At 71.6% G+C, this 21,561-nt stretch carries 16 protein-coding genes; 4 read left to right on the top strand and 12 right to left on the bottom strand.

Annotated elements, in window-relative coordinates; translation table 11 throughout:
* Nucleotides 1–262 precede the first annotated feature (262 nt).
* Nucleotides 263–3,097 carry a glycoside hydrolase family 3 C-terminal domain-containing protein gene (locus tag SLINC_RS32435; RefSeq protein WP_067440603.1) on the top strand — a complete coding sequence of 945 codons (2,835 nt, stop codon included), beginning with the start codon at nucleotides 263–265 and terminating at the stop codon, nucleotides 3,095–3,097.
* Between the two features lie 142 nt (nucleotides 3,098–3,239).
* Here the strand turns inward: SLINC_RS32435 and SLINC_RS32430 are convergent, their stop codons facing one another.
* From SLINC_RS32430 to SLINC_RS32420, 3 genes are all read right to left on the bottom strand, one after another.
* Nucleotides 3,240–4,685, bottom strand: a complete 1,446-nt coding sequence (locus SLINC_RS32430) for an aldehyde dehydrogenase family protein (protein WP_067440600.1) — start codon at nucleotides 4,683–4,685, stop codon at nucleotides 3,240–3,242.
* Nucleotides 4,686–4,917: 232 nt separating this feature from the next.
* Nucleotides 4,918–6,600 (bottom strand): PucR family transcriptional regulator, encoded by a 1,683-nt coding sequence (locus tag SLINC_RS32425; RefSeq protein WP_067440597.1) that lies wholly within the window; start codon nucleotides 6,598–6,600, stop codon nucleotides 4,918–4,920.
* 121 nt (nucleotides 6,601–6,721) lie between these two features.
* Entirely contained in the window at nucleotides 6,722–8,848 is a 2,127-nt protein-coding gene (locus tag SLINC_RS32420) for an ATP-binding protein (RefSeq protein WP_067440594.1), read from the bottom strand.
* 249 nt (nucleotides 8,849–9,097) lie between these two features.
* Between SLINC_RS32420 and gabT the strand changes: the two genes are divergently transcribed.
* Nucleotides 9,098–10,432, top strand: a complete 1,335-nt coding sequence (gene gabT / locus SLINC_RS32415) for a 4-aminobutyrate--2-oxoglutarate transaminase (RefSeq protein ID WP_067440591.1) — start codon at nucleotides 9,098–9,100, stop codon at nucleotides 10,430–10,432.
* 213 nt (nucleotides 10,433–10,645) lie between these two features.
* Entirely contained in the window at nucleotides 10,646–11,482 is an 837-nt protein-coding gene (locus tag SLINC_RS32410; protein WP_079164843.1) for a phosphatase PAP2 family protein, read from the top strand.
* 83 nt (nucleotides 11,483–11,565) lie between these two features.
* Here the strand turns inward: SLINC_RS32410 and SLINC_RS32405 are convergent, their stop codons facing one another.
* From SLINC_RS32405 to SLINC_RS32375, 7 genes are all read right to left on the bottom strand, one after another.
* Nucleotides 11,566–12,015, bottom strand: coding sequence for a hypothetical protein (locus SLINC_RS32405; protein ID WP_067440585.1), 450 nt, complete (start codon nucleotides 12,013–12,015; stop codon nucleotides 11,566–11,568).
* A 125-nt stretch (nucleotides 12,016–12,140) separates the two neighbouring features.
* Entirely contained in the window at nucleotides 12,141–13,541 is a 1,401-nt protein-coding gene (locus tag SLINC_RS32400; protein ID WP_067440582.1) for an NAD(P)/FAD-dependent oxidoreductase, read from the bottom strand.
* A 3-nt stretch (nucleotides 13,542–13,544) separates the two neighbouring features.
* On the bottom strand, nucleotides 13,545–14,345 hold the full coding sequence (locus SLINC_RS32395) for an ABC transporter permease (RefSeq protein WP_067440579.1): 801 nt from the start codon (nucleotides 14,343–14,345) through the stop codon (nucleotides 13,545–13,547).
* A complete protein-coding gene (locus SLINC_RS32390; RefSeq protein ID WP_067440576.1) occupies nucleotides 14,346–15,275 on the bottom strand; it encodes an ABC transporter permease in 930 nt (309 codons plus the stop codon).
* The gene (locus tag SLINC_RS32385; protein ID WP_067440573.1) at nucleotides 15,275–16,456 is read right to left on the bottom strand and encodes an ABC transporter ATP-binding protein; all 1,182 of its coding nucleotides are present in this window, start codon (nucleotides 16,454–16,456) and stop codon (nucleotides 15,275–15,277) included. Before SLINC_RS32385 ends, SLINC_RS32390 begins: the two co-directional genes overlap by 1 nt.
* On the bottom strand, nucleotides 16,453–17,700 hold the full coding sequence (locus SLINC_RS32380; RefSeq protein WP_067440570.1) for a polyamine ABC transporter substrate-binding protein: 1,248 nt from the start codon (nucleotides 17,698–17,700) through the stop codon (nucleotides 16,453–16,455). Before SLINC_RS32380 ends, SLINC_RS32385 begins: the two co-directional genes overlap by 4 nt.
* Before the next feature lie 79 nt (nucleotides 17,701–17,779).
* Nucleotides 17,780–19,318 (bottom strand): gamma-aminobutyraldehyde dehydrogenase, encoded by a 1,539-nt coding sequence (locus SLINC_RS32375; protein WP_067440567.1) that lies wholly within the window; start codon nucleotides 19,316–19,318, stop codon nucleotides 17,780–17,782.
* A gap of 208 nt (nucleotides 19,319–19,526) precedes the next feature.
* Here SLINC_RS32375 and SLINC_RS32370 point away from each other — a divergent pair, with 208 nt between their 5' ends.
* On the top strand, nucleotides 19,527–20,096 hold the full coding sequence (locus SLINC_RS32370; RefSeq protein WP_067440564.1) for an NADAR family protein: 570 nt from the start codon (nucleotides 19,527–19,529) through the stop codon (nucleotides 20,094–20,096).
* A gap of 111 nt (nucleotides 20,097–20,207) precedes the next feature.
* Here the strand turns inward: SLINC_RS32370 and SLINC_RS32365 are convergent, their stop codons facing one another.
* Both SLINC_RS32365 and SLINC_RS32360 read right to left on the bottom strand, forming a co-directional pair.
* Complete coding sequence (locus tag SLINC_RS32365; RefSeq protein ID WP_067440561.1) at nucleotides 20,208–20,708, bottom strand: DUF4190 domain-containing protein; 501 nt, start codon at nucleotides 20,706–20,708, stop codon at nucleotides 20,208–20,210.
* An 81-nt stretch (nucleotides 20,709–20,789) separates the two neighbouring features.
* Nucleotides 20,790–21,491, bottom strand: a complete 702-nt coding sequence (locus SLINC_RS32360; protein ID WP_067440558.1) for a DUF4190 domain-containing protein — start codon at nucleotides 21,489–21,491, stop codon at nucleotides 20,790–20,792.
* Between the last annotated feature and the right edge of the window lie 70 nt (nucleotides 21,492–21,561).

The raw sequence follows: 21,561 nt of genomic DNA, 5'->3' as shown, positions 1-21,561 counted from the left end.
TTCCTTCGACCAGGCACTGGGTTCCGGTAGTCGAAGCGCTTCGATGTTGCTGTGAGGTTAAGTGAACACCCAGGGGTGCACAAGGGTCGTATCCAAGATTCCTCGGAGCCATGGCCCCGCCGATCCGTCTCGTGACTCCCTTGAAATAACGGTCAGGAGTCGGACTTGTTGCCCGGGGGTCTCTTGACACCCACCCCCGCATCGAATCAGCATCGAAGCGCTTCGAAAGCGCGTCGCCGCTCCACAGCAAAGGGAACCCCACGTGACCGCACACACGCCGCCCACGCCGCCTTTCCGCGATCCGAGCCTGCCGTTCGCGAAGCGCATCGACGATCTGCTGTCGCGGCTGACCCTCGACGAGAAGACCGCCTTCCTGCACCAGTTCGCCCCCGCCGTCGACCGTCTCGGCGTCGACGCCTTCCGCACCGGCCAGGAGGCCCTGCACGGCGTCGCCTGGATGGGCCCGGCCACCGTGTTCCCGCAGGCCGTGGGCCTGGGCGCGACCTGGAACACGGATCTCGTACGACGGGTCGGCGAGGCGGTGTCCAAGGAGGTCCGGGCGCTGCGCGCCCACGACGACCGCGTGGGCCTGAACGTCTGGGCGCCCACCGTCAACCTCCTGAGGCACCCGCTGTGGGGCCGCAACGAGGAGGGCTACTCGGAGGACCCGAAACTCACCTCGGCCATCGCCACCGCGTACACGCGGGGACTGCGCGGCGACCACCCGACGTACTGGCGCACGGCCCCGGTGCTCAAGCACTGGCTGGCGCACAACAACGAGACGGACCGGGCCACCTCGTCCAGCTCGGTCCGCCCGCGCGTGCTGCACGAGTACGACATGCGGGCCTTCCGCGAGACCGTCGAGGCGGGCGCGGTGGCCGGAGTGATGCCGGCGTACAACCTGGTCAACGGCCGTCCGAACCATGTCTCGCCGTATCTGCGCGAGCACCTGCGCGCCTGGACCGAGGAGGAGCTGCTGGTCTGCTCGGACGCGGGCGCGCCCAGCAACCTGGTCGACCACGAGCACTACTTCGACACCCACGAGGAGGCCACCGCGGCCTCCCTCCGGGCCGGCGTCGACAGCTTCACCGACCACGGCACGGACAGCTCGCAGATGATCGGGCGCCTCAAGAGGGCCCACGAGCGGGGCCTGCTGACCGAGGCCGACATCGACACGGCCGTCCGGCGCCAGCTCTCGGTCCGCTTCCGGCTCGGCGAGTTCGACCCGGACCACGACCCGCACGCCGACGCCAAGGACTTCGACACCCCGGCGCACCGCGAGCTCGCCCGGGAGGCCGCCGAGCAGGCGATCGTCCTGCTCAAGAACGACGGGACGCTGCCCCTCGCGCGGGATTCCCGGATCGCGGTGGTCGGTCTGCTCGCCGACGAGTGCAAGCTCGACTGGTACAGCGGCACCCTCATCCACCGCTCGACCCCGCTGGAGGGGCTGTACGAGCGGTTCGGCGCCGAGCGGGTGGAGTTCGCGGAGGGTGTGGACCGGGTCCTGCTCAGGACCGGTGAAGGCACGTTCCTGCATGTGCCCGCCGCGGACGGCGCCGCCGACGAGGCGCGCGGTGCCGAGGGCGCCCTGGACCCGGCGCTGCTCGCGGGCCGCACCGACCTGCCCCCGCTCACCACCGACCCGGCCGGCACCGAGTTCGCGCTGATCGACTGGGGCGAGGGCACCCTGACGCTGCGCGCACCCGACGGCCGCTATCTCTCGGTCGCCGAGGACGGCTTCCTCCGCGCCTCCGCCGACCAGCCGGGGGGCTGGGTCGTCCAGGAGACGTTCCGTCTGGAACCGCACGGTGACGGACACCTCCTCAGGCATGTCGGTACGGGTCGCCACGTCTCTGTCTCCGCCGACGGAGTAAAGGTTGCCGACGAGAATCCGGAAACGTTCGAGCTCATCGTCGTCGAACGCGGCGAGGACGCAGTGACCAGGGTCACTGCCGAGGCCGACGTGGTCCTGGTGGTCGCGGGCAACGACCCGCACATCCACGGCCGCGAGACCGAGGACCGCACTACGCTGCGGCTGCCCGCACACCAGGAGCGCCTGCTGCGCGCGGCGCGCGCGGCCAACCCGAACACCGTCCTCGCGCTGGTCTCGGCGTACCCGTACGCGGTCGACACCACGGCGCTGCCCGCGGTGCTGTGGACGGCCCACGGCGGCCAGGCGGCCGGCACCGCCCTCGCCCGCGTCCTGGCCGGCGACGTCTCCCCCGCCGGCCGCCTCCCGCAGACCTGGTACGCCGACGACGCCGACCTGCCCGACCTCCTCGACTACGACGTGATCGGCGGCCGCCAGACCTACCTGTACTTCGAGGGCACCCCGCTGTTCCCCTTCGGGCACGGGCTGTCGTACGCGTCCTTCTCCTACGGCGACCTCGCGACCCGCGTCGAGGACGGCACGCTCCACGTGTCCTTCACGGTCACGAACACCGGGGACCGGGAGGCCGACGAGGTCGCCCAGGTCTACGCCCGCGCCGCGGACCCGGCGCTCCCGCGTCCGCGCCGGCAGCTGCTGGCCCACCGCCGGGTCGCGCTGGCGCCCGGCGCCCGGGCGGAGCTGGCCTTCGAGGTCCCGTTGCACGCCCTGGAGTTCTGGGACGTGGCCCGGGGCGACTGGCGTCTGGAACCGGGCCCGTACGACATCCTGGCCGGCGCCTCCAGCGAGGACGTCCGCCTACGGACGACCATGTCGCTCGACGGCGAGCCCGGCGCGCCGCGTGCCGTCCTTGCACGGGGTCTGGACGCGGCCGACTTCGACGAGCAGAGCGGCATCGAGATCGTCGACCGGACGAAGACGGAGGGCGACGCGGTGACGGCGGTTCCGGGTCTGGCCGGTGAACTGCTCTACCGTGCCTGCGACTTCGGGACCGGCGCTGCCGAGGTGACGGTGACCGTGGCGGGCGAGGGCACGGTCGAGCTGTCGGTCGACGGCGGCCCGGTGCTCGCGGAACTGACGGCGAGCGGGTCCGGCGGCCCGTACGACTACACCGCGCTCGGCGCCACTCTGACCGTCGAGGGTGTGCGCGATCTGCGCGTCGGACTGCGCGGCCCGCTGCGGCTCGCGCACGTCGGCTTCTCCGGTTGAGGGTCCGGACGAGGCCGACGCAAGGAAGGGGCCCGGCACCGGAAGGCATCGGTGCCGGACCCCTTCGGGGACCCTATCTGAAAATGGTTCCCATTAGCTAGGGGGGTGCACGCCGGATCGGCCCGGAGCGCACCGGATCGGCCTAGAGGGCGAGTCCGGTGAGGACCAGCACCCGCTCGTACGTGTAGTCGTCCATCGCGAACTTCACGCCTTCCCGGCCGACCCCGGACTGCTTGACGCCGCCGTAGGGCATCTGGTCGGCGCGGTAGGAGGGCACGTCGCCGATGACGACACCGCCGACCTCGAGAGCGCGGTGGGCACGGAAGGCGGCCTGCAGGTCGTGGGTGAACACCCCTGCCTGGAGGCCGTACTTGGAGGCGTTGACGGCCGCGAAGGCCGCCGCCTCCCCGTCCGCCTTCTGCACGGTGAGGACGGGCCCGAAGACCTCCTCGCAGGAGAGGGTGGTGTCCGCCGGCACGTCGGTGAGGACGGTCGGCGCGTAGGAGGCGCCGTCGCGCTTGCCGCCGGTCAGCAGGCTCGCGCCCGCCTCGACCGCTTCCTGCACCCACGCCTCGACGCGCCGGGCCGCGTCCTCACTGACCAGCGGGCCCACATCGGTCGCGTCGTCACCCGGATCACCGGTGACCTGGGCCTCGACGGCGGCGACGATCCGGGGCAGGAGCCGGTCGTACACCGACGCGTCGGCGATGACCCGCTGCACCGAGATGCAGGACTGCCCGCCCTGGTAGTTGGAGAAGGTGGCGATGCGGGTGGCGGCCCAGTCGAGGTCCTCGTCGCTCGCGTAGTCCCCGAGGACGACGGCCGCGCCGTTGCCGCCCAGCTCCAGCGTGCAGTGCTTGCGCGGCACCGAGTCCATGATCGCGTAGCCGACCTTCTCGGAACCGGTGAAGGAGATCACGGGCAGCCGCTCGTCCTGGACGAGGGCGGGCATCCGGTCGTTCGGGACGGGCAGGATGCTCCAGGCACCGGCCGGCAGCTCGGTCTCGGCGAGCAGCTCACCGATGACGAGGCCGGAGAGCGGGGTGGCCGGGGCGGGCTTCAGGATGATCGGCGCGCCGGCCGCGATCGCCGGGGCGATCTTGTGGGCGCACAGGTTGAGGGGGAAGTTGAAGGGCGCGATGCCGAGGACGGCACCCTTCGGGAACCGCCGGGTCAGGGCGAGGCGGCCCTGGCCGCCCGCGTCGGTGTCGAGCCGCTGGGCCTCGCCGCCGTTGAACCGCCGGGCCTCCTCGGCCGCGAACCGGAACACCGAGACCGCGCGGCCGACCTCACCCCGCGCCCACTTGACCGGCTTGCCGTTCTCGGCGGAGATCAGCCGCGCGATCTCCTCGGTGCGCTCGACGAGCCGCCGGCTCACATGGTCGAGGGCGGCGGCGCGCACATGGGCCGGTGTCGCCGCGAAGTCCTCCCGCACGGCGTACGCGGCGGCCACCGCCTCCTCGATCTGCCCGTCCGTCGGCACGGCGACCCTGCCGACGAGGCGGCCGTCCCACGGGGAGGTGACGTCGAAGGTGTCCTCGCCGGTGGCCTGGCGGCCGGCGAGCCAGAAGGCGTGGGTGGAAGTCATGGGTCCACGGTAGGGGTGGGGCGGGCGAGGCATATTTGTCCGAGGTGGAGCAGTGGGCGCGAATACCACTCCGGCGCGTCCATTTCAGCCCGTCCGGCGTTTGAGGACGAGGCCCCTTAAGGGCCGACAGCGGGGTCTGGGGGCGCAGCCCCCAGGGATGGGACGGGTAGGGGCGGCAGGGGCGAAAACACCCCGGCGGCCACACCGACACAGGCCCGCTACTCCGCCGACGTCACTCCGCCGACGTAGCCTTCAACGCCAGCCACAGCTCCATCCGCACATCCGCATCGTCCAGCGACCGCCCCAGGATCTCCTCCACCCGCCGCATCCGGTAGCGCAGCGTGTGCCGGTGCACCCCCAGATCCGCGGCCGCCGTGTCCCACTGCCCGTGCCGGGACAGCCAGGCCCGCAGGGAGGCGATCAGGTCGCCCCGGCCGCGCGCGTCGTGCTCGTACAGGGGCCGCAGCAGCCCGTCCGCGAAGGCCTTCACCGCGTCGTCGGCCAGCAGCGGCAGCACGGACCCGGCCGCCATCTGCTCGTGCTCGACGCACACCCGCCCCCTGCGCCGGGCCACCGACAGCGCCTGCTCGGCCTGTTTGTAGGCGGCCGCCGCGGCGATCGGCCCGGCCGGTGCCGACAGTCCGACGACGAGTTCGTCCTCGTCCTCGCCCGCCGCGCGCTCCTCCGTCCCGGCCCGCGCGGCCTCCAGCGCCTGGGCGTACTCCCCGCACGCGCTCACCGCGGCCCCGCCGTCCGCCGCGAGCACCACCAGCCGTTCGCTCGCGCCGCCCCCGTTCTCCGGGACGACCAGCACGGCTTCCCCGGCCCGCGCCGCCGCCGACTCCATGACCTCGGTGAGCGCGGCGAGCGGATCACCGGCCGGGTCCGCGGCGGCGAGCGTCGCCGCGGTCGACCGGGTGGGCGGCGCGTCCGTGTGTCCCTCGGCCCGGACCCGCGCCGCCGATGCCGAGGAGCCCGCCTCGGCGACGATCATCCGGAACGGCGCGTCCAGCAGCTCCCCGTACAGGTCACCGGCCACCGCCCGCGCGTGGTCCGGCTCCCCGGCGAGCAGCATGCGCAGCACCGCCGCCCCGACCCGCTGCTCGGCCGCGTGCAGGGACCGGGAGCGTTCGGTGGTCAGGGTCAGCAGCGCGATGGCCGAGTGCACGGCGTACCGCTCGGCCGTCCCGAGTGCCGCCGCCGTCCCCACCGCCAGGGCAGCCCGGGCGCGCCGGCCCGTGCCCAGGGAGTGCAGCTCGACGCGGTCCTCGTGGTCCGGGTCCCCCACGACCGAGGAGGCGGGCGCGGGCCGCTCCCGCAGCCGTTCGACGTCCGCCGTCAGCCGGGCGGCCCGCCGCCCCGCCCACTCCGGCGCCGTGGCGACGACGGCGCCGGACGCGTCGTAGAGCGCCGCCCATCCGTCGACCTGGCCCGCGAGGGCGCTCAGCAGACCCTCCGGGCCGTCGGTGAGCGCCTGCCTGGTCAGCTCGCGCTGGGCGGCGAAGCCCGCCGTCACCGACCGGTACTGGTCGGCCGCGATCGCCGCCGACACGGCCTTGCTGATCGCGAGGAAGGGTGTGCGCCGCGGCACCTCCAGCAGGGGCAGCCCCTCCTGCTCGGCCGCCGCCACGAGGGCGGCCGGGATCTCGTCGTAGTTGACGCCGACGGCGAAGCCGAGCCCGACCACCCCGGCCCCGACCAGACGCTTGACGTACCGGGCCATCACGTCCGGGTCCTCGGCGTCCAGCTTGAGGGCGGTGATCAGCAGCAGTTCCCCGCCCTCCATGTAGGGGACGGGGTCGGCGAGCTCGCTGACGTGCGCCCAGCGGACCGGCACGTCCAGGCGGTCCTCCCCCGCCCGCACGGTCAGCTTCAGCGCGGAGTGGTGGACGAGCGAGGCGAGCGTGGGGGGCATGAGGCCTTCAGGGAGGAGTGACCGCGGGAGGTGAGACCGTCGTGATCCTTGTGCACTTTTGGCCGCCACGTATGAACGGCCTGTGACGATTCTGCCTCACTGTACGGTCACCCCGCACCGCTCAACCCCGCAGATCCACCAGCAGCGGCGGCGCGTGGTCCCCCTTCACCGTGGTCAGCGAGAGCACCGCGTGCCCCGGCGGCACCCCGTGCGCCAGCTCGGACGGCGACCACCGCTCCCGCTCGACCTGCCGTACGGTCACCGCCCGCGCGGTCGGCGCCTTCCCGGTGATCACCCGGCGCACCGCGTGCAGCGCCTTGCCGGCCGGGGTCTCGGCGATGATCTGCCGGTCGGTGACGTCCCGTGCCTCGATCCACTCCTTGCCCCACACCTCGGCGAAGTCCTGCCCGTCCCACGGCGTGAGCCCGGACAGCGCCATCCGGCACCCGATGGCGCCCAGCAGCGGCCCGCGCAGCGGCCTCGGTACGTCGTCCAGGGTGCGCAGCGTCAGGACGACCCCGGCGTTGCCCGACCGCAGCCGCTGGATGCCCCGCACGGCCTCCGGGGTCACCACGCCGGTGGCGTCGTCGAGGACCAGGCAGGCGAACAGCGACCGGTCCTCGCGCACCGCGACACTCGCCGTGAACTGGGCGAGCACCAGGCGCGCCAGCATCCGCGAGGCGTCGGCGTGCCCGCGCTGCGGCAGGTCGATCCGCACCCGCACGGGATGGTCCAGCGCCTTCAGCGAGAACGGCCGCGACTGCCCGGAGGTGTCGAAGAAGCCGGCGAAGGCGGGCCGGTCGAGCAGCGCGACACGATCCGCGAGCACGCCCCCGACGTCCCCCGGATGCCCCATCTGCCGTTCCCGCGCGTCCAGTTCCCGCAGCAGCGACTCGTGCCCGGCCTCCTGGAGCCCCGTGCGCAGCGCGGCCAGCGGCCCCGGCGCGCCGTCCAGCAGCTGCCGCAGCTCCGGTACGGAGGGGAAGCGGCCGTGGACCGTCCGGAACGGCCCGAGCAGCTGGGCGAGGACGGTGGTGGACCGGCGGGTGTCGCCGCCCTGGTGGGGCTCGGCGAGGTCCCCGACGAGCGCCTCGGCGAGCACGGCCGCCGCCTCGTCCGGATCGCTCGTCCCGCCGTACAGGTCGAGGTCGTAGACGGATTCCGGATTCCCGATGCGTACGACGACGTCGTAGGCGTCGGTCGGGCCGAGCCCCGCGCCCGCGGCGCCGACCACGACGACGGCGGCGCGGCCGGCGAGGGCGTGCAGGCACAGCGACTCGGCGAGCGGCCGGACCACCGTGCCGGTCTTGCCGGAGCCGGCCGGTCCGACCGCGAGCAAGGAGGTGCCGAGCAGGTCGGGGCCGAGTCCGAGACCGGTGCCGCGGTAGGCGTACGGGTTGCGGGCGTCGTCGGCCGTGGTGCCCAGGCGCACCTGGCCGGTCACGAGATCGTGGCGGGCGAGCCGGGTCGGCAGGTCGCGGGCGCCGGAGGGGTGCAGACAGGCGGCGGCGCCCTCGTTCAGGACGGTGCCGGTGAAGGTGGCCAGGCTGTGCCGGCCGCTGCGGACGCCCTGCCAGGCGCGGGTGATCCGGGCGTGGTCGACGTCCCGCATCAGCCCGGCCCGGGCCTCGGCGGCCAGCCGCTCGGCGGCGTCGACGGCTCCGGCCATCCGCAGCTCGGGCCACTGGACGGGGTCCTGCTCCGGTGTCACGGGGCGCTCGGCGGCCGGTGCCGCCCGGTTCCAGGCGGGCGGGCCGAAGCGGCGCCAGATCTCGCCCCAGCGGCCGAGCCGGCCGACGACGAGCATGATCGTCAGGGCGATCAGCGTGTAGTAGCTGTACCAGAGGATCGCGTTGCCGACGCGGTCGTCGCTGTGCCGCCAGGAGTCCGGGGTGAAGAGTTCCAGGGGCAGCACCCACCAGCCGCCGAGGTAGCCGTTCCACAGCAGCGACCAGACCAGCCAGCCCACCAGGAAGGCGATCACCGCCCCGCTGAGCAGCTGCCGGGTCGGGATCTGCTCGGGCTCCTCGTCGGGCCGGGCCGTGTGCCCGAACCGCCACACGCCCGGGGCGGCCTCCGGCCGGGGCGTGCGCAGCCAGGTGAGGAAGGCGGACCCGTCCGGCATCGGCGGTGTTCCGGGCGCGGTGGCCGGCCGCGGGGGCGTCTCCGGCATCCGTGGGGGCCCTGCCGGACGTGGCACAGGGTTCGCATGCGTACCCCGGGTGTCCCGCGTCCCGTCGCTGTCCATCGCCCTCGCCCCTTGACCAGCCGTTCCGTCCACCATCAGCGGTCAATCTAACGCTCCCGCCCGGGGAGTTCACCGCTTACGCGGCCGGGCCCGCTTCTGTCCGCCCTGTCCACCGCGTGTTCACCGCCATGTCCACCGCGGACAATCGCCGTCGCCGACAACGCCCACATGGAGCATGCCCGCCTTCCGGGGTCGGCCCTAGCCTGCGAGAGAAGAAGGTACGTGCCCGCAGAACCCCAGGAGCCCCTCATGACCGCAGTTCCGCAGGAGCGCCGCGTCGTCACCGCCATCCCCGGCCCGAAGTCGCAGGAACTCCAGGCCCGCCGTCTCGCCTCGGTCGCGCAGGGCGTGGGGTCCGTGCTGCCGGTGTTCACCGCGCGCGCGGGCGGCGGCATCATCGAGGACGTCGACGGCAACCGTCTGATCGACTTCGGCTCCGGCATCGCCGTGACCTCCGTCGGCGCCTCCGCCGAGGCCGTCGTACGCCGGGCCTCGGCGCAGCTCGCCGACTTCACCCACACCTGTTTCATGGTCACGCCGTACGAGGGCTATGTGGAGGTCGCCGAGGCGCTCGCGGAGCTGACCCCGGGTGACCACGCCAAGAAGTCGGCCCTGTTCAACAGCGGTGCCGAGGCCGTGGAGAACGCCGTGAAGATCGCCCGCGCGTACACGAAGCGCCAGGCGGTCGTCGTCTTCGACCACGGCTACCACGGGCGCACCAACCTCACGATGGCGCTGACGGCGAAGAACATGCCGTACAAGCACGGCTTCGGTCCGTTCGCGCCCGAGGTCTACCGGATGCCGATGGCGTACGGCTACCGCTGGCCGACCGGTCCGGACAACGCGGGGCCGGAGGCCGCCGCGCAGGCCGTCGACCAGATCACCAAGCAGGTCGGCCCCGAGAACGTGGCCGCGATCATCATCGAGCCGGTGCTCGGCGAGGGCGGCTTCATCGAGCCGGCGAAGGGCTTCCTGCCCGCACTCAGGCAGTTCGCCTCGGACCACGGCATCGTCTTCGTCGCCGACGAGATCCAGTCCGGTTTCTGCCGCACCGGCCAGTGGTTCGCGTGCGAGGACGAGGGCATCGTCCCGGACCTGATCACCACGGCCAAGGGCATCGCGGGCGGTCTGCCGCTCGCCGCCGTGACCGGCCGCGCCGAGATCATGGACGCCGCGCACGCGGGCGGCCTGGGCGGCACCTACGGCGGCAACCCGGTCGCCTGCGCGGGTGCGCTCGGCTCGATCGAGACGATGAAGGAGCTGGACCTCAACACGAGGGCGAAGGCGATCGAGGCCACGATGAAGGCCCGCCTGACCGCCATGGCCGAGAAGTTCGACATCATCGGTGACATCCGGGGCCGTGGCGCGATGATCGCCATCGAGCTGGTCAGGGACCGCGCCGGCAAGGAGCCGAACCCGGAGGCGACCGCCGCGCTCGCCAAGGCCTGCCACGCCGAGGGGCTGCTGGTCCTGACCTGTGGCACCTACGGCAACGTGCTGCGCTTCCTGCCGCCGCTCGTCATCGGCGAGGACCTGCTGAACGAGGGCCTCGACATCATCGAGCAGGCCTTCGCCCGGATCTGAGCCGGCCTCGCCCGCATCGGGGCCCCAGGGGAAACACCGCAGGTCGGATGCGGAGTCTCCCCTTCCGTCCCACCCGCCCCAGCCCCACACTTCGCACGAAATTCCGGTGCTGCGGCGGCGAGAGGCAGAGCGTGTGAAGAAGGTGTGCGAGGTGGATGGGAGGATTCGATTCCGCCTGTCCTGTGCCCATCGCCTGTCGTAGGTTCTATCCAGATGAGAGATACACCCCGTCCGCGGGAAACCGCGGGCGATCTCAGGTCGGGGCCTCCCCAGCTTCGATCTGGTCGTGCCCTCGCGCACACAAACGGAGCCTCCGGCTCCGGATCTCCTCACCGATCGGACAGTCGCCCGCCCCAAACCCCCCGGGGCGCGCGACCATCCGATCCGTTCGGCCGCCCCGGAACCACCCCCCCTGTTCCGGGGCGGCCGACCTCCCTCTTCTTCCTTCTCGGGCTTCCGGCCCTCCTCTTCGCGCTGATCACCTGGCAGGTCGTGGCCGACGGCCCGCTGCTGCGCGTGGACGAGGGCCTCAGCCGTGCCCTGGTCCATCCGGACCGGGCCTCCGAACTCCTCGCCGACCTCGGCAACATCCAGGTCGCGGTCCCGGTCCTGGCGGTGGCCCTGGTGTACACGGCCTGGCGCTCCCGCCGTATGGGTACAGACCGATGGTGGGTCGCGCCCCTCGCGGCGGCCCTCCTGATGGTTCTGGTCCCGGCGCTGGTCGTCCCCCTCAAGGAGCTCACCGACCGTCCCGGCACCCCTGTCGTGCCGCCCGCCACCGGCTACTACCCCTCAGGGCACACCGCCACGGCCGCCGTCGCCTACGGCGGCGCGACTCTGCTGCTGCTCCCCTGGCTCCGCTCGACGGCAGCCCGCCGTCTGCTCCTCGCCCTGTGTGCCGCCCTCGTCCTGGGCGTGTCCTTCGGTCTGGTCCGCCGCGGCTACCACTGGCCGCTGGACGTGGTGGCCAGTTGGTGTCTGTGTGCGGTGCTGCTCTCGTCGCTGTGGCTGTTCCTCGGGCGGGGGACGCCCGGCCGGCCGCAGAGGTAGCCGCCCACGGGACCTTCGAGGACCCGCTCCGCGTCGGCCGCACGGGCGGCCGACGTGATCCGGTGATCCGCCGGGGGCGGTTCCTAGTCCTCCGTGGCCAGGCCCGCCGCCGCCTCGTGCATCGCCAGTTCCAGCAGTGCCGGGTCGGTGAGGGTGCCGGAGCCGTCCGGAGGCACCAGCCAGCGGACCCCGCCACCGGCCACCCGGCCCGGGTACGGCACCACGATCCAGGTGCCGGCGCCGGCCGTACGGATACCCGTGCCGACCCAGCGGGCCGCGGTGCCCGGCGGCACGAAGAAGCCCATCCGGGCGTCACCGAAGTCGACCAGCACCGGGCCGGGCCGGTCGAGGATGCGGGTGAGGACGTCGAGCGTCGGGTAGCCGAGCTCGGCCCGCAGGATCAGTACGTCCCAGGCCTTGCCCGCGGGCAGCAGCGCGACCCCGAGGGGGTTGCGCTCCCACTCCCAGCGGCAGGCCTCTGGATCCGGTGCGACGGATGCCAGCCACTCCACAGCCGTCTTCGCCCCAGTCATGAGGGGACCTCCCTTTGTGTTCGGACGCGGGTCGCGTCACGAAGGAGAGGGAGGTCTCCCGGCAGGCATTACGCGGGTTCCGGCACCCCGTCCGAGTGAACCGGATCACACCAGGGGCGCGGTCGTCAGCTGTCGAAGCCGAGCCCGAGCCGGTCCATGGTCCGCAGCCACAGGTTGCGCCGGCCGCCATGAGCGTCCGCCCGGGCCAGCGACCACTTGGTGAGCGCGATGCCGGTCCAGGCGAAGGGCTCCGGCGGGAAGGGCAGCGGCTTCCTGCGGACCATCTCCAGCGAGGTCCGCTCGGTGCGCTCCCCCGCCAGCAGGTCGAGCATCACGTCGGCGCCGAAACGGGTCGCGCCCACACCCAGGCCCGTGTACCCGGCCGCGTACGCCACCTTGCCGTGGTGGGCGGTGCCGAAGAACGCCGAGAAGCGCGAGCAGGTGTCGATCGCGCCGCCCCAGGCGTGCGTGAAGCGGACGTCCTCCAGTTGCGGGAAGCAGGTGAAGAAGTGCTCGGCGAGCTTGGCGTACGTCTCCGGTCGGTCGTCGTACTCGGCCCGCACCCGGCCGCCGTAGGGGTACACGGCGTCGTAACCGCCCCACAGGATCCGGTGGTCGGCGGACAGCCGGAAGTAGTGGAACTGGTTGGCGCTGTCCCCGAAGCCCTGGCGGTTGCGCCAGCCGATCGCCTCCCGTTGCCCGGCGGTCAGCGGCTCGGTCATCAGCGCGTAGTCGTAGACCGGCACGGTGTACGCCCGGACGCGTCTGACCAGGCTCGGGAAGATGTTGGTGCCGAGCGCCACCTTGCGGGCACGGACCGAGCCGTAGGGAGTGCGTACGGCCATGCCGGCGCCGTAGGGCTTCAGATCGAGCGCGGGGGTGTGCTCGTAGAGGCGGACGCCGAGGCGCAGGCAGGCCCGCTTCAGGCCCCAGGCGAGCTTGGCGGGGTGGAGCATGGCCACGCCCCGGCGGTCCCACAGGCCCGCCTCGAATGTCGGTGAGTCGACTTGTTCCCGCACCGCTTCGGCGTCCAGGAGGTCGACGCCGTCGGCGAGGCCCTGGCGCCGCATCTCCTCGTACCAGTCGCGCAGTTCCCTCGCCTGGTACGGCTCGGTCGCCACGTCGATCTCACCGGTGCGCTCGAAGTCGCAGTCCAGGTCGTGCCGGGCGACCGCCTTCTCGATCTCGTCGAGGTTGCGGGCGCCCAGCTCCTGGAGCCGGTGGATCTCCCGGGGCCAGCGGGTCAGTCCGTTGGCCAGACCGTGGGTGAGGGAGGCGGCGCAGAAGCCGCCGTTGCGGCCGGAGGCGGCCCAGCCCACCTCGCGGCCCTCCAGCAGGACGACGTCCCGTCGCGGGTCGCGCTCCTTGGCGTTCAGCGCGGTCCACAGTCCGCTGTAGCCGCCGCCGACGACCAGCAGGTCACAGGTCTCGGCGCCGGTGAGCGCGGGTTCGGGGCGGGGCTTTTCGGGGTCGTCCAGCCAGTACGGGACCGGCTGGGCGTCCGACAGTGCCTTGGTCCGGTTCACGGCCTATGCCTTTTGTCTGTTGCGGCGATTGCTGATGACCATGGAGGCCAGGACCAGCAGCACGGCGACGAGGAACATGGCCGTACCGATGACGTTGATCTGGACGGGCGTGCCGCGCTGGGCCGAACCCCAGACGAACATGGGGAAGGTGACGGTCGAGCCCGCGTTGAAGTTGGTGATGATGAAGTCGTCGAAGGAGAGCGCGAAGGCGAGCAGCGCGCCCGCCGCGATTCCGGGAGCGGCGATCGGGAGTGTGACCCTGATGAAGGTCTGGAAGGGGCCCGCGTACAGGTCCTGGGCCGCTTGTTCCAGCCGTGGGTCCATCGACATCACCCTCGCCTTCACCGCCGTGACGACGAAGCTCAGGCAGAACATGATGTGGGCGATGAGGATCGTCCAGAAGCCCAGCTGGGCGCCCATGTTGAGGAACAGGGTGAGCAGCGAGGCCGCCATGACGACCTCGGGCATCGCCATCGGCAGGAAGATCAGCGAGTTGACGGCGCCCCGGGCGCGGAAGCGGTAGCGGACCAGCGCGAAGGCGATCAGCGTGCCGAGGGCGGTCGCGCCGAGCGTCGCCCAGAAGGCGATCTGGAGGCTGACCGACAGGGAGCCGCACAGGTCGGAGACCCCGCACGGGTCCTTCCAGGCGTCCGTGGAGAACTGCTGCCACTCGTAGTTGAAGCGCCCCTTCGGTCTGTTGAAGGAGAACACCGTGACGACGACGTTCGGCAGCAGGAGATAGCCGAGGGTCAGCAGTCCCGCGATGACGACGAAGTGGCGCTTGAGCCAGTTGAGGAAGGGCATCTAGACCAGATCCTCCGTGCCGGACCTGCGGATGTAGACCGTGACCATGACGAGGATCGCGGCCATGAGGATGAAGGAGAGTGCCGCCGCCGTCGGATAGTCGAGAATCCGCAGGAACTGGGACTGGATGACGTTTCCGATCATGCGGGTGTCGGTGGAGCCGAGCAGGTCCGCGTTGACGTAGTCGCCGGCCGCCGGGATGAAGGTCAGCAGCGTCCCGGAGACCACGCCCGGCATCGACAGCGGGAAGGTGACCTTGCGGAAGACGGTGATCGGTCTGGCGTACAGGTCGCCGGCCGCCTCGTGCAGCCGTCCGTCGATGCGCTCCAGCGACGTGTAGAGCGGCAGGATCATGAACGGCAGGAAGTTGTACGTCAGACCGCACACGACGGCGAGCGGTGTGGCCAGCACCCGGTCGCCGGCCGTCCAGCCGAGCCAGTTGGTGACGTCCAGGACGTGCAGCGTGTTGAGGGCGCCGACGACCGGGCCGCCGTCCGCGAGGATCGTCTTCCAGGCGAGGGTGCGGATCAGGAAGCTGGTGAAGAACGGCGCGATCACCAGGATCATGATCAGGTTCCGCCAGCGGCCCGCGCGGAAGGCGATGAGGTACGCCAGCGGGTAGCCGAGCACCAGACACAGCACCGTCGCGGCGGCCGCGTAGGCGACCGAGCGCAGGAACTGCGGCCAGTACTCGCTCAGCGCGTCCCAGTAGGTCACGAAGTGCCAGGTGACCTTGTAGCCCTCCTCCAGGGAGCCCGTCTGCACGGACGTGGAGGCCTGGTAGATCATCGGCAGCGCGAAGAAGACCAGCAGCCACAGGATGCCGGGCAGCAGCAGCCAGTACGGCGTGAAGCGGCCTCTTCTGCGCGGGGGCTTCTTCTCGGGAGCCGTCGGGGTGAGAGGCGGCGGCGCCTCGGTGAGCGTCGCCATCAGACCGCCGCCTCTTCCTGGATACCGGCGGAGCCCGTTGTCCCAGCAAGCAGGGACTGGGCAGCGTCCAGACCGAAGGTGTGCGCCGGGTTCCAGTGCAGGACGACCTCGGCGCCGGGCACCAGCCGGGCGTCCCGGTCGATGTTCTGGGCGTAGACCTCGAACTCGGGACAGACGGGGCTGTCGATGACGTACTGCGTGGAGACGCCGATGAAACTGGAGTCGGCGATCCTCCCGGTGATCCGGTTGCGGCCCGCGGAGATCTCGCCCGCCTCGTCGGCATGGGTGAGGGTGATCTTCTCGGGGCGGACCCCCACCAGCACCTTGCCGCCGGTCGTCGTGGGCGCGGAACAGCGCGCCTCGGGGAGCACGAGCTTGCCGCCGCCCGCCTTCAGCACGATGTCGTCGCCGCTCCGGGAGTCGACCTCGGCCTCGATCAGGTTCGACGTGCCGAGGAAGTTGGCGACGAAGGTGGTGTTCGGGTTCTCGTACAGGTCGGCGGGCGAGCCGAGCTGTTCGACGCGGCCCGCGTTCATCACGGCGACCGTGTCGGCCATGGTCATGGCCTCCTCCTGGTCGTGCGTGACATGGATGAAGGTGATGCCGACCTCGGTCTGGATCCGCTTGAGCTCCAGCTGCATCTGACGGCGCAGCTTGAGGTCGAGGGCGCCGAGGGGCTCGTCGAGGAGCAGCACCTTGGGGTGGTTGATCAGCGCACGCGCCACGGCCACCCGCTGCTGCTGGCCGCCCGAGAGCTGGTGCGGCTTCTTGCGCGCCTGCTCGCCGAGCTGCACCAGGTCGAGCATCTCCCCGACCTGCTTCTTCACCGACTTGATGCCGCGCCGGCGCAGACCGAAGGCGACGTTCTCGAAGATGTCGAGGTGCGGGAAGAGGGCGTAGGACTGGAAGACCGTGTTCACCGGCCGCTTGTAGGGCGGGAGCCGGGTGACTTCCTGGTCACCGAGGTGGACGGTGCCGCTCGTGGGCTCCTCCAGCCCCGCGATCATGCGCAGGGTCGTGGTCTTTCCGCAGCCGGAGGCGCCGAGCAGGGCGAAGAAGGAGCCCTGCGGCACGGTCAGGTCGAGCGGGTGGACGGCGGTGAAGGAGCCGTAGGTCTTGCCGATGCCGGCGAGGCGGACATCGCCGCCGCCCTCTGTGGTCTTGTTCGTCACGATGGTCACGCCCCAGTCAGCTTCGCGAACTTCTCTTCGAACTCGGTCTCTTCCTTCGAGCTCAGCGAGCGGAAGGCGTGGGACTTCGCGGCCATGGCCTTGTCGGGGATGATCAGCGGGTTGTTCGCCGCATCCGCGTCGATCTTCTCCAGCTCGGCCTTCACCCCGTCGACGGGACACACGTAGTTGATGTACGCGGCGAGCTCGGCGGCCGGCTTCGGCTCGTAGTAGAAGTCGATGAGCCGTTCGGCGTTCGTCTTGTGGCGGGCCTTGTTGGGGACCAGCAGGTTGTCGGTCGACGTCATGTAGCCGCTGTCCGGGATGATGAAGTCGATGTCCGGGCTGTCCGCCTTCAGCTGTACGACGTCACCGGCCCAGGCGATGCAGGCCGCGAAGTCGCCGCTGCTCAGGTCCGCGGTGTAGTCGTTGCCGGTGAAGCGGCGGATCTGGCCCTTGTCGACGCCCTTCTGGATGCGGGCGATCGCCGCGTCGAAGTCGTCGGCTGTGAAGTGCGCCGGGTCCTTGCCCATGTCGAGCAGGGTCATGCCGATGCTGTCGCGCATCTCCGACAGGAAGCCGACGCGCCCCTTGAGCCTGGGGTTGTCGAGCAGGTCGGAGACGGACTTCACCTCGACGCCGTCCAGGGCCTTCCTGTTGTAGGCGATGACCGTGGAGATGCCCTGCCAGACGTACGAGTAGGCGCGGCCCGGATCCCAGTCCGGGTCGCGGAACTGCGCGGACAGGTTGGCGTACGCGTGGGGCAGGTGGGAGGCGTCCAGCTTCTGGACCCAGCCCAGGCGGATCAGGCGGGCGGCCAGCCAGTCGGTGAGGACGATCAGGTCGCGGCCGGTGTCCTGGCCCGCGGCGAGCTGCGGCTTGATCTTGCCGAAGAACTCGTTGTTGTCGTTGATGTCCTCGGTGTACTTGACCTTGATACCGGTGCGCCGGGTGAACTGGTCCAGCGTCGGATGGCGCTTGCCGCTGTCGTCGACGTCCATGTACTCGGTCCAGTTGGAGAAGTTCACCGTCTTCTCCCTGGCCGAGCGGTCGTCCGCGGAGACTCCGCCCTGGGTGCTGCCCGCCGCGGGGATGCCGCAGGCGCTCAGGCCCCCGACACCGCCGACCGCGAGCGCGCCGCCCGCGGAGGCACGCAGCAGGGAACGGCGGGTGAGGGAGGCGCGCCCGTTACGGAAGCTGCGCCGCATGGCGGCCACCTGGGCCGGGGACAGGCTGTCGGGCTCGTACTGCTCCATGCGCGTGGTGCCCTTTCGGGATGAGGCGGCCGCGGGTCGGGCGGCCTGGATACGTCACCCGGCGGTAGCCGGAAATCGGTTACAGCCGGTCCCCGAAGATCGTGCGGTGCCAGTCCTTGCGGGGCACCGCGGTGTTGTCGAACATGACGTGCTTGATCTGGGTGTACTCCTCGAAGGAGTACGCAGACATGTCCTTGCCGAAGCCGGAGGCCCGATAGCCGCCGTGGGGCATCTCGCTGATGATCGGGATGTGGTCGTTGACCCACACACAGCCCGCCCTGATCTCGCGGGTGGCGCGGTTGGCCCGGTAGACGTCACGGCTCCAGGCGGAGGCCGCGAGGCCGTAGGGGGTGTCGTTCGCCAGCCGGATCCCGTCGTCGTCGCTGTCGAAGGGCAGGACCACGAGGACCGGTCCGAAGATCTCGGACTGGACGATCTCGCTGTCCTGGGCGGCATCCGCGATCAGGGTGGGGCGGTAGTACGCGCCGTTCTTCAGATCCCCCTGGGGAGCCTCGCCGCCGGTCACCACGCGCGCGTAGGCACGCGCCCGGTCGACGAATCCGGCGACCCGGTCCCGCTGGACGTGCGAGATCAGCGGGCCGAGGTCGGTGCCCGCGGCGAACGGGTCGCCGAGCCGGACGGTCTCCATGAGGGCGGCCGTCCGCTCGACGAACGCCTCGTAGAGGGGCCGCTGCACATACGCGCGCGTGGCGGCCGTGCAGTCCTGCCCGGTGTTGATGAGCGCGCCCGCGACCGCTCCGTGGACGGCCGCCTCCAGGTCGGCGTCGTCGAAGACCAGGAAGGGCGCCTTGCCGCCGAGCTCCAGGTGGAGTCGCTTGACGGTGGCCGTGGCGATCTCGGCGACGCGCCTGCCGACGGCGGTGGACCCGGTGAAGGAGGTCATGGCCACGTCGGGATGGCCGACGAGGTGCTCGCCGGCCTCCTTGCCGGTGCCCGTGACGATGTTGATCACGCCGTCCGGGAGGCCGGCGTCGGTCGCGGCCCGCGCGAACAGCAGCGAGGTGAGCGGGGTGAGTTCGGCGGGCTTCAGGACGATCGTGTTGCCCGCGGCGATCGCCGGGAGGATCTTCCAGGCGGCCATCTGAAGGGGGTAGTTCCAGGGGGCGATGGAGCCGACGACGCCGATGGGCTCGCGGCGGACGTAGGAGGTGTGGTCGCCGGAGTACTCGCCGGCCGACTGTCCCTGGAGATGGCGGGCGGCACCGGCGAAGAAGGCGGTGTTGTCGATGGTGCCCGGGACGTCGAACTCACGGGTCAGCTTGAGCGGCTTGCCGCACTGGAGGGACTCGGCGCGGGCCAGCTCCTCGGCACGGTCGGCGAGCACGGCGGCGAAGCGGTGCAGGGCGTCGGAGCGTTCCCCGGGGGTGGCCGAGGACCAGCCCGGGAACGCGGCGCGGGCGGCGGCGACGGCCGCGTCCACGTCGGCGGTGCCGGCCAGTTCGTACGTGTACACGTCCTCGCCGGTCGCCGGGTCGACGATCGTGTGCGTCCGGCCGGAGGTGCCCTTCGCCGGGCGGCCCGCGATGAACTGCGCGCCGTCCGCGAAGCGCTCCTGGGCCGCGAACCTGTCCGGGGTGGCAGTGCCCGGCTTGTGCATGTCGCTCTCCTCCGCCGTCGCCCCGGTCCGGGACGGGGCTGGCGTAGCTCCAGCTGGATTTGAGTGCCGATCCTGACAGAGCAAAGGGCGTCCAACAAGTGATTCCGTTGTTGCCTTTTGGTTACGCGACGGAATCTGTCGACCAGGTGTCGAGCGACCCCCGAAAAGGGGGGACGGAGTGTCGGTGGCGCCTGCCAGACTCGCGTGCATGGAAGGAACCACGGGGATGATCGACTCACGGGATGCCCTGGTCAGGGCGGTCCGGGCGGGTGCGCGGGTCAAATATCTGCACTTCTGGGGGCACCGGCCGCGACCGGACGGTCGGGTCGGCGCGAGCTGTCTGAGTCAGTGGTGGCCGTCGCCGTTCACCGTGGACGGAGTGGCCTATGCGACCGCCGAGCACTGGATGATGGCCGGCAAGGCGCGGCTTTTCGAAGATCCCGAGGCCGAGCGGCGGGTGCTGGAGGCCGGCCACCCCGCCGAGGCCAAGAAGGCCGGGCGGCTCGTCCAGGGTTTCGACGAGGCCGTATGGGCGCGCGAGCGGTTCGGCATCGTCGTCGAGGGCGGTGTCCACAAGTTCGCCGCGCACGCGGATCTGCGGGAGTTCCTGCTGAGCACGGGCGACCGGGTGCTGGTGGAGGCCAGTCCGGTGGACCGCGTGTGGGGCATCGGCCTCGCCGCGGACGACGAGGCGGCCGCGGATCCCGAGCGCTGGCGGGGGCCGAACCTGCTGGGCTTCGCGTTGATGGAGGCGCGGGGGCGGCTGCGGGAGCGGTGAGGTGTCCGGCGGCCGGAGATACCGAAGCGGGGCCGGTCCGTCGGACCGGCCCCGCTTCTCTGTCACCGTGAATTCAGTGACGCTTCGTTCCAGTGCCCCTGAGGGCATCCCTCACAGTCCCGCCGCGCCCATGATGCTGGCGAAGACGAGGAAGAGCAGCAGCGGCAGGATCACGGTGGCGATGATCCCGCAGACGAGACCCGCGGTCGCCGCACCCTTGTTGGTGGCCTCGCCCCGGTTGGCCTTCCCCCGGCCGATCGCGCCGAAGATGATGGCGAGGATCCCGAGGATGACACCGAGCCACCACATGACGACGACCACGCTGCACACCACGCCGATGATGCCCAGCACCAGACCGGTCGTGCCCATGCCGTTGGCCGGCTGCGGCGCCATGGCGTAACCGGGCGTCTGCGGGTAGGCCCCCATCGGGGGCGCGACCGGGTAGGAGGGGTTCTGCTGGTAGGGCTGACCCGCGTTCGGGTAGCCGTAGCCGGGTGCGGACTGGGGTGCGGCCGGCGGATAGGCGTAGCCACCGGCTCCCTGCGCGGGCTGGTGCGGCGGCTGCGACGGCGGCGGCCCGAATCCCCCGGATCCGGGTTGGGCGTCGGACATGAACTGCTCTCCCCTCGTTGACTGCCAGGGCATCGTAGTGGGCCCGATCACCTTGGGGGGATGGGTTCTTGAGGGGTGGGATCAGCGGGGCGACAGCACGGGCGCGGAGACGCTGTGCAGCGCGCCGTAGGAGTCGGAGTCGGAGTCGTACTCGTCGTCCATGTTGATGGCGGCCGTGATGCCGATGGCGAGCAGGACGAGCACGGCGACGCCGAGGATGATCCCGATGATGCCGGTGATCAGACCGGCCTGCGCCTGGCCGTGGTTGTCGGCCAGACCCTGCTCGGCCCGCTTGCGTCCCTTGATCCCGAAGACCACGGCGAGGATGCCGAGCACGACCGAGACGACGCCGTACAGACAGAACAGGCAGCAGGACAGGATGCCCAGCACCATCGCCGCGATGCCCATGCCGTTCTGCGGCTGTGCCGGCATACCGGGCCAGCCGCCGTAGCCGGGCGGCGGCGCGTAGGACGGGTAGCCGTAGCCGCCGGGGGCCGCGGGGCCGGTGGGAGCGACCGGCGGGGGCGGCACACCGGGGCCGCCGACCGGGGCGGTGGCACCCGTGGCGGCCGTCGCGCCGGGCGGCGGGTAACCGGGCACGGGGCCGGTGCCGGGGGCGGCGAAGCCGTCGGCCGGCATCGAGGTGACCGTGGCCTGGTCGTGCACGGACGGCGGCTGCTGCGCGGGCGGCTGCGCCTTGTCCAGCGACGGCTTGTGCTCCGGCGGCGCCCAGGGGTCGTGGCCGCCACCGGCCTCTCCGCCCGGCTGCGTTGCGTCCGTCATGTCATGTCCCCCCAAGTCGTTCCTGCCGCCATGCTACGGCCTCGCCCACCGCACCTCGGAGGCCGGTCCC

The organism is Streptomyces lincolnensis, from assembly GCF_001685355.1.
In the GTDB taxonomy this organism is placed as follows: Bacteria; Actinomycetota; Actinomycetes; order Streptomycetales; family Streptomycetaceae; genus Streptomyces; species Streptomyces lincolnensis.
Note: the sequence above shows the minus strand (reverse complement) of the source record. Positions and strands in the feature narration are given on the sequence as shown.